We start from the raw sequence: 6,185 nt of genomic DNA, 5'->3' as shown, positions 1-6,185 counted from the left end.
TGCGCGGATGATCGGGTGAGCGTGGCGGCCGACATCGGGACCGCGTCGCGGTCGCAGGGGGCGGACGAGGCCCGGCTGTGGGCGTCGCTGGCGTCGGCGCGCGACGCGGGGTCCTTCTGCCAGGCCTGGCTCGACCTGCAATGCGCCCGCACGCGCGGGGTGAGCGCGGGGCTGATCCTGCTCGAGGGCACCGGTGGCGCCTTCGCCCCCGCGGCGGGATGGCCCGCCGGCCCGCAGGAGCACCCCCATCTGCGCAAGGTCGCCGAGGCGACTCTCGCGAACGGGCAGGTGGTGGTCGAGGGCGACGCGGACGATCCCGACACGATGGGCATCGGCTATCCGATCGCCGCCGACGGGCGGATGATGGGCGCGGTGCTGCTCGCCGTGACCGGGCTGACCTCGCCGCAGATGCAATTGCTGCTGCGCGAACTCCACTGGGGCGTCGGCTGGATTCACTCGCTGGTCTGGCAGCACCGCTCCGCCGGCGACGAAGGGCGTACGGAGGCGACGACCGCGGCGATGGACGTGCTGGCGGCGATGCAGGAACATGACACGCTGGCCGAGGCGGAACTGGCGCTGTGCAATGCGGCGACGATCGCCCTCGACGCCGACCGGGTGTCGCTGGGGCTGGTACAGGGCGACCGCGTCAAGCTGTCCGCCATGTCGCACGGCGCCTGGTTCCGCAAACGGTCCGACGTCGCCGAGGCGCTGGAAGCCGCGATGGACGAGGCGATGGACCAGGGCATGCTGCTGTCGGTCCCGCTGGTGCGCGAGGGCGATCCGATCCTGTTGCAGCAGGACCGCCTGCTCGCGCTGGCGGGCAAGGGCGCGGTCGCCAGCGTGCCGATGACCGACCGCGGACTGCCGGTCGGGGTGTTGACGATCGAGCGCGCGGTCGATGCCGATCCGTTCGATGCCCGCGACCTGCTGCTCGCCGAAACGATCGCGGCGCTGGTGGCGCCGGGGATCGCGCTGCTGCGGCGCGAGGAAAGATGGATCGGCGGCCGCGTCCGGCGGCACGGCATGGACGGCGCGCGCGCGCTGTTCGGCCCGCGCCGTCCGCTGGCGAAGGCGCTGGGGATCGGCGCACTGCTGTTGCTGCTGATCCTGTTCATTCCGTTCGCCCAGTTTCAGGTGCGCGCCGACGCCGAACTCGAAGGCCAGGTGCAGCGCGCGGCCTCGGCGCCCTTTTCCGGCTTCATCGCGCGGTCGCAGGCGCGCGCCGGGGACGTCGTGCGCGCGGGGCAGGTGCTCGCGACGCTCGACGACCGCGACCTGATCGTCGACCGCGCCCGCGCGCTCGGCGAGGTGCAGCAGCTCGACCGCCGCTATCGCGAGGCGCTGGCCAAGCACGAGCGTGCCGACATGAGCCTGGCCGGCGCGCAGCTTCGCCAGGCGGAGGCGAGCCTGCGCCTGATCGAATATAAGCTCGCGCGCACGCGCATCGTCGCGCCGCTGTCGGGTGTGCTGGTGTCGGGCGACCTCAGCCAGAAGGTCGGGACGCCGGTCGAGGAAGGCGACGTGCTGTTCGAGGTCGCGCCGCTCGGCAGCTTCCGTGTCGTGCTGAACGTCGCGGAGGAGGATGTGAATTATCTGCGCCCCGGGCAGCAGGGCCGCTTCGCGCCGACGGGACTCGCGGGCGAGACGGTGCCCTTCACGGTCAGGCGGATCACGTCGGTCACGGCCAATGTCGATGGCGAGAATGTATTCCGCGTCGAGGCGGAGCTGGCCGGCGACCGCCGCGCGGTGCTGCGCCCCGGCATGGAAGGCGTCGCCAAGGTGAAGATCGACCGGCGCAGCAACGCCTGGATCTGGACGCGCGGCCTGCGCGAATGGCTGCGGCTGTTCTTCTGGAAGTGGCTGCCCTAGAGCATGAAGCATTTCGTTGAATCCGTTCGTGTCGAGCGAAGTCGAGACACCCGTCGGCCCGGCGCCACGCTGATGGGTGTCTCGACTTCGCTCGACACGAACGGGTTTCTGGATCTGCCTCGAGATAGGCTGTCGGATTGGGCGCGCGATGGCCAATCCCTTTGAAAGCGCCTCCTGGTTCCAGGTCGCCCGGCTGAGGCCCCGGCTCAAGACGCATGTGCGCGTCCGGCGCCACCGCTATCGCGGCACGGTGCAATATGTGCTCGACGACGGCGCCGCCGGCAAGGCGCACCGGCTGACAAAGGGCGCGTGGCGCTTCGTCGGGCGGCTCGACGGCGAGCGGACGGTCGAGCAATTGTGGGAGCGGCTGGTCGAGGAACTGGGCGAGGACGCGCCGACGCAGGACGACGTCATCACGGCGCTCGGCCAGCTGCACGGGTCCGACCTGCTGTCGACCGACATGCTTCCCGATATCGGCGAGCTCATCAAGCGGCAGAGGAAGCAGCGGCGGCAACTGCTGATGCAGAATCTGAAGAGCCCGATGTCGCTGCGGATTCCGCTGGTCGATCCTGATGCCTTCCTGACCCGCGCGATGCCGTGGGTGCGGCCGCTGTTCGGCTGGGCCGGGCTGGCGCTGTGGCTCGCGTTGGTCGGCGCGGCGCTGCTGGTCGTCGGCACCCACTGGCAGGAACTGACGACCAATATCATCGACCGGGTGCTGTCGACCGACAATCTGCTGATCATGGCGGTCTGCTATCCGCTCGTGAAGACGATCCACGAGCTCGGCCACGGCTTCGCCGCCAAGGCATGGGGGCGAGAGGTGCGCGAGATGGGCGTGATGCTGCTCGTCCTGTTTCCCGTCCCCTATGTCGACGCGTCGGCGGCAAGCGCCTTGCCGAACAAGTGGCAGCGGGCGCTGGTCGGCGCCGCCGGGATGGTGTCCGAACTGTTCGTCGCCGCGTTTGCCGCGCTGCTGTGGGTCATGCTGGAGCCCGGGCTCGCGCGCAGTTTCGCCTATAACGTCATGCTGATCGCCGGCATCTCGACCGTGCTGGTTAACGGCAATCCGCTGCTGCGCTTCGACGGCTATTATATCCTCGCCGACCTGCTCGAAATCCCCAACCTCGGCTCGCGCGCCAATCGCTATTGGGGCGATCTGGTCAACCGGCATGTCTTTCGCACCCACGACATGCCGCCGTTCGACGCGACGCCGGGCGAGAAACGCTGCTTCCTCGTCTACGCCCCGGCGGCCTTCGTCGCGCGCATGGTGATGCTGTTCGGCATCGCGCTGATCGTTGCGTCGCGTTTTTTCCTGATCGGCGTCCTGATCGCGCTGTGGACGCTGTGGACCGGGGTTGGCCTGCCGCTGTGGAAGATGGGGGCGCATGTCGTCAGTAGCCCGCAGCTCCATCGCAACCGGGGCTTCGCGATGCGGCTGACGGGCGGCGCGGTGGCGGCGGCGCTGCTGATCCTGTTCGTCATTCCGGCGCCGCACCACGTCAACGCGCAGGGGGTGGTGTGGCTGCCCGACCAGGCGCATGTGCGCGCCGCGACCGGCGGCTTCATCACCCGCGTCGCCGTGGGGGAGGGAAGCCAAGTCCGCACCGGACAGTTGCTGATCGAGACCAGCCAGCCGACGCTGGAGACCGACGTCGCGCGGCTCGACTGGCGGCGGCGCGAGTTGCAGGCGGCGGCCGATGCCGAACTGGGCGGCGACCGCGTCAAGCGTCAGATCGGTCAGTTCGCGATCGACGAGGCCGAACAGAAGCTGGCGATCCAGCGCGAGCGCTATGGCGAGCTTCGCCTGCTCGCGGGGGCGGAGGGGCGGTTCGTCACCGCGCTGGCGCCCGCGTCGGACCTGCCGGGGCGGCATGTCCGCCAGGGCGAACTGATCGGCTATGTCACCCCCGGACAGGCGGAGGTGGTGCGCGTCGCGGTGACTCAGGACGACATCGACCTCGTCCGCCGCGAACTCGTCCGCGTCCGCTACCGCATCGCCGCGCTGCCCGGCGCGACGCACGAAGGGCGTGTGGTGCGCGAGGTGCCCGGCGGCACGCGCGACCTGCCGAGCGAGGCGCTGGCGCTGGGCAAGGGCGGCACCATTCCCACCGACCCCACCGATCCGAACGGGCGCAAGGCGCTGGGCCGCGTCTTCCTGTTCGACATCGGCCTGCCGCCCGAACTGCGGCAGGTGCCGTTCGGGACGCGCGTCCATGTCCGCTTCCAGCTCGGCTGGGAACCGATCGGCTGGCAGGTGGCGCGGCGGCTGCGCCAGTTGCTGCTGTCCCGGTTCAATGCCTGAGCTGTCCGTCCTCCGCGAGCGCGCCCGCGACTTGTGGCGCGAGGTGCGCAGCGACGCGCGCCCGGTCATCGCGCCCTATCCCGAGCGCGGCCCCGCGCCGTCGTGGAAATGGGATCGCCCCGTCGACCTGCTGGTCGGCCGCGCGCTGGCGGGCGAGCGGCCAGCCATGCTCGCGCGGGCGGAGGCGATCGCGGAGGCGGCGGAGGCGCTCCGCCCGCTGGATGACGCGGACCTCGACGCGCGCTGCGCCGCGCTGCGCGTCAGGCTGATGCGCCATGGACTTTCCGACCCGGCGTTGATCGATCAATGCTTTGCGCTGATCCGCGAGGTGACGGGGCGGATGCTGGGGATGCGGCATTTTCCCGTGCAGCTGATGGGCGGTCTGGTGATGGTCGAGGGCGGCCTTGCCGAAATGGCGACGGGGGAGGGCAAGACGATCACCGCGCTGCTGCCCGCCATCACCGGGGCGATGGCCGGCATGCCGGTGCATGTGTTCACGGTGAACGACTATCTCGCGGAGCGCGACGCCGCCAAGCTGCGCCCCGTCTACGAACGCTTCGGGCTCAGCCTGGGGGTGGTGATCCACGGGCAGGAGACGCCCGAACGCCGCGCCGCCTATCGCGCCGACGTCGTCTATGGCACCAACAAGGAAATCACCTTCGACTATCTGCGCGACCAGACCGCGCTGGGGCCGAAGCGCGGCGCGGCGCGGCGGGTGATGCGCGACCTGTTCGGCGACCGGGCCCGCGAACCGCTGATCATGCGCGGCCTCTATTTCGCCGTGGTCGACGAGGCCGATTCGATCTTCATCGACGAGGCGCGCACGCCGCTGATCCTGTCGGCCGAGATGCCGGCGAACGACGACGGCCTTTATCTGGCCGCGCTCGAACTGGTGCGCCAACTGGAGGAGGGGCGCCATTATCGCATCCGCGAGGCCGACCGCGCGGTCGAACTGACCGAGCGCGGCCACCGCGTCGTCGCCGAGCTGTCGGAAGGGCTGCCGCAGACGCGCTGGCGGATTCGGCAGGCGCGCGAGCAGATCGCGTCGCAGGCGATCGCAGCGCTGCGCCTCTATCAACGCGACCGCGACTATATCGTCGCAGAGGACAAGGTGCAGATCGTCGATGAATCGACCGGCCGCGTGATGGCTGACCGGTCGTGGGAGGGCGGGCTGCACCAGTTGATCGAAGTGAAGGAGGAGGTCGAGCTGTCGGGCACGCGCAACACGATGGCGCGCATCACCTATCAGCGCTTCTTCCGCCGCTATCTGCGCCTGTCGGGAATGAGCGGGACAGTGAAGGAAACCGCGCCCGAACTGTGGGCCGACTATGGACTGAAGGTCACGGTCGTGCCGCGCAACCGCCCCAATCTGCGCCGCGATCGCGGGCACCGGCTCCATGCCGACGCCGCCTCGAAATGGGCCGCGGTGGCGGAGGCGGTGCGCACGGTGCGCGAGGAGGAAGGGCAGCGGCCGATCCTCGTCGGGACGCGCTCGGTCGGGGATTCCGAGGCGGTCGCCGCCGCGCTCGACCGCATCGGCATCGCCTGCCGCATCCTCAACGCGCGGCAGGACGCCGAAGAGGCGGAGATCGTCGCGGCGGCGGGCCGCATCGGCGCGGTGACGGTCGCGACCAACATGGCCGGACGCGGCACCGATATCGAACTGTCGAAGGAGGCGCACGCGGCGGGCGGGCTGCACGTCATCCTGACCGCCTTTCACGAAACCCCGCGCATCGACCGCCAGCTCGAAGGGCGCGCCGGGCGGCAGGGCGATCCCGGCAGCACACAGGCGATCACCGCCATCGACGACGAGCTTTACGCGCTGTTCGCCCCGCGCGCCGCACGGGCGCTGAAAGCGTCGGCAAAGGCCTGGCCGATAGAGGGGCGTCCCGCGAACCTGCTGCGCCGCTGGGCGCAGGGCGCGGCCGAGCGGCGTCATGCCGCGTCGCGCCGCCAGACCGAATTGTCAGAGGAACGGCTGCAAAAGACCATGGCGTTCAGCGGCACGGCGTAG

3 protein-coding genes are annotated in these 6,185 nt (G+C 70.3%); all 3 read left to right on the top strand.

Annotation, left to right across the window (positions count from 1 at the left end):
- Nucleotides 1-15 precede the first annotated feature (15 nt).
- The 3 genes from FHR21_RS08140 to FHR21_RS08130 all read left to right on the top strand — a co-directional run bounded on the left by FHR21_RS08140 (nucleotide 16) and on the right by FHR21_RS08130 (nucleotide 6,185).
- Nucleotides 16-1,869: a GAF domain-containing protein gene (locus FHR21_RS08140; RefSeq protein ID WP_338113107.1), complete on the top strand. Its 1,854-nt coding sequence runs from the start codon at nucleotides 16-18 to the stop codon at nucleotides 1,867-1,869.
- 148 nt (nucleotides 1,870-2,017) lie between these two features.
- Nucleotides 2,018-4,171 (top strand): PqqD family peptide modification chaperone, encoded by a 2,154-nt coding sequence (locus FHR21_RS08135; RefSeq protein WP_184097094.1) that lies wholly within the window; start codon nucleotides 2,018-2,020, stop codon nucleotides 4,169-4,171.
- Nucleotides 4,164-6,185 carry a preprotein translocase subunit SecA gene (locus FHR21_RS08130; protein ID WP_184097092.1) on the top strand — a complete coding sequence of 674 codons (2,022 nt, stop codon included), beginning with the start codon at nucleotides 4,164-4,166 and terminating at the stop codon, nucleotides 6,183-6,185. Before FHR21_RS08135 ends, FHR21_RS08130 begins: the two co-directional genes overlap by 8 nt.

The sequence above is a fragment of the Sphingopyxis panaciterrulae genome (assembly GCF_014199295.1).
Taxonomy (GTDB): domain Bacteria; phylum Pseudomonadota; class Alphaproteobacteria; order Sphingomonadales; family Sphingomonadaceae; genus Sphingopyxis; species Sphingopyxis panaciterrulae.
Note: the sequence above shows the minus strand (reverse complement) of the source record. Positions and strands in the feature narration are given on the sequence as shown.

Excerpts from the sequence above, each read along its gene's own strand:
- FHR21_RS08135 (WP_184097094.1), top strand. The coding sequence starts at position 2,018 with ATGGCCAATCCCTTTGAAAGCGCCTCCTGGTTCCAGGTCGCCCGGCTG.
- FHR21_RS08130 (WP_184097092.1), top strand. The coding sequence starts at position 4,164 with ATGCCTGAGCTGTCCGTCCTCCGCGAGCGCGCCCGCGACTTGTGGCGC.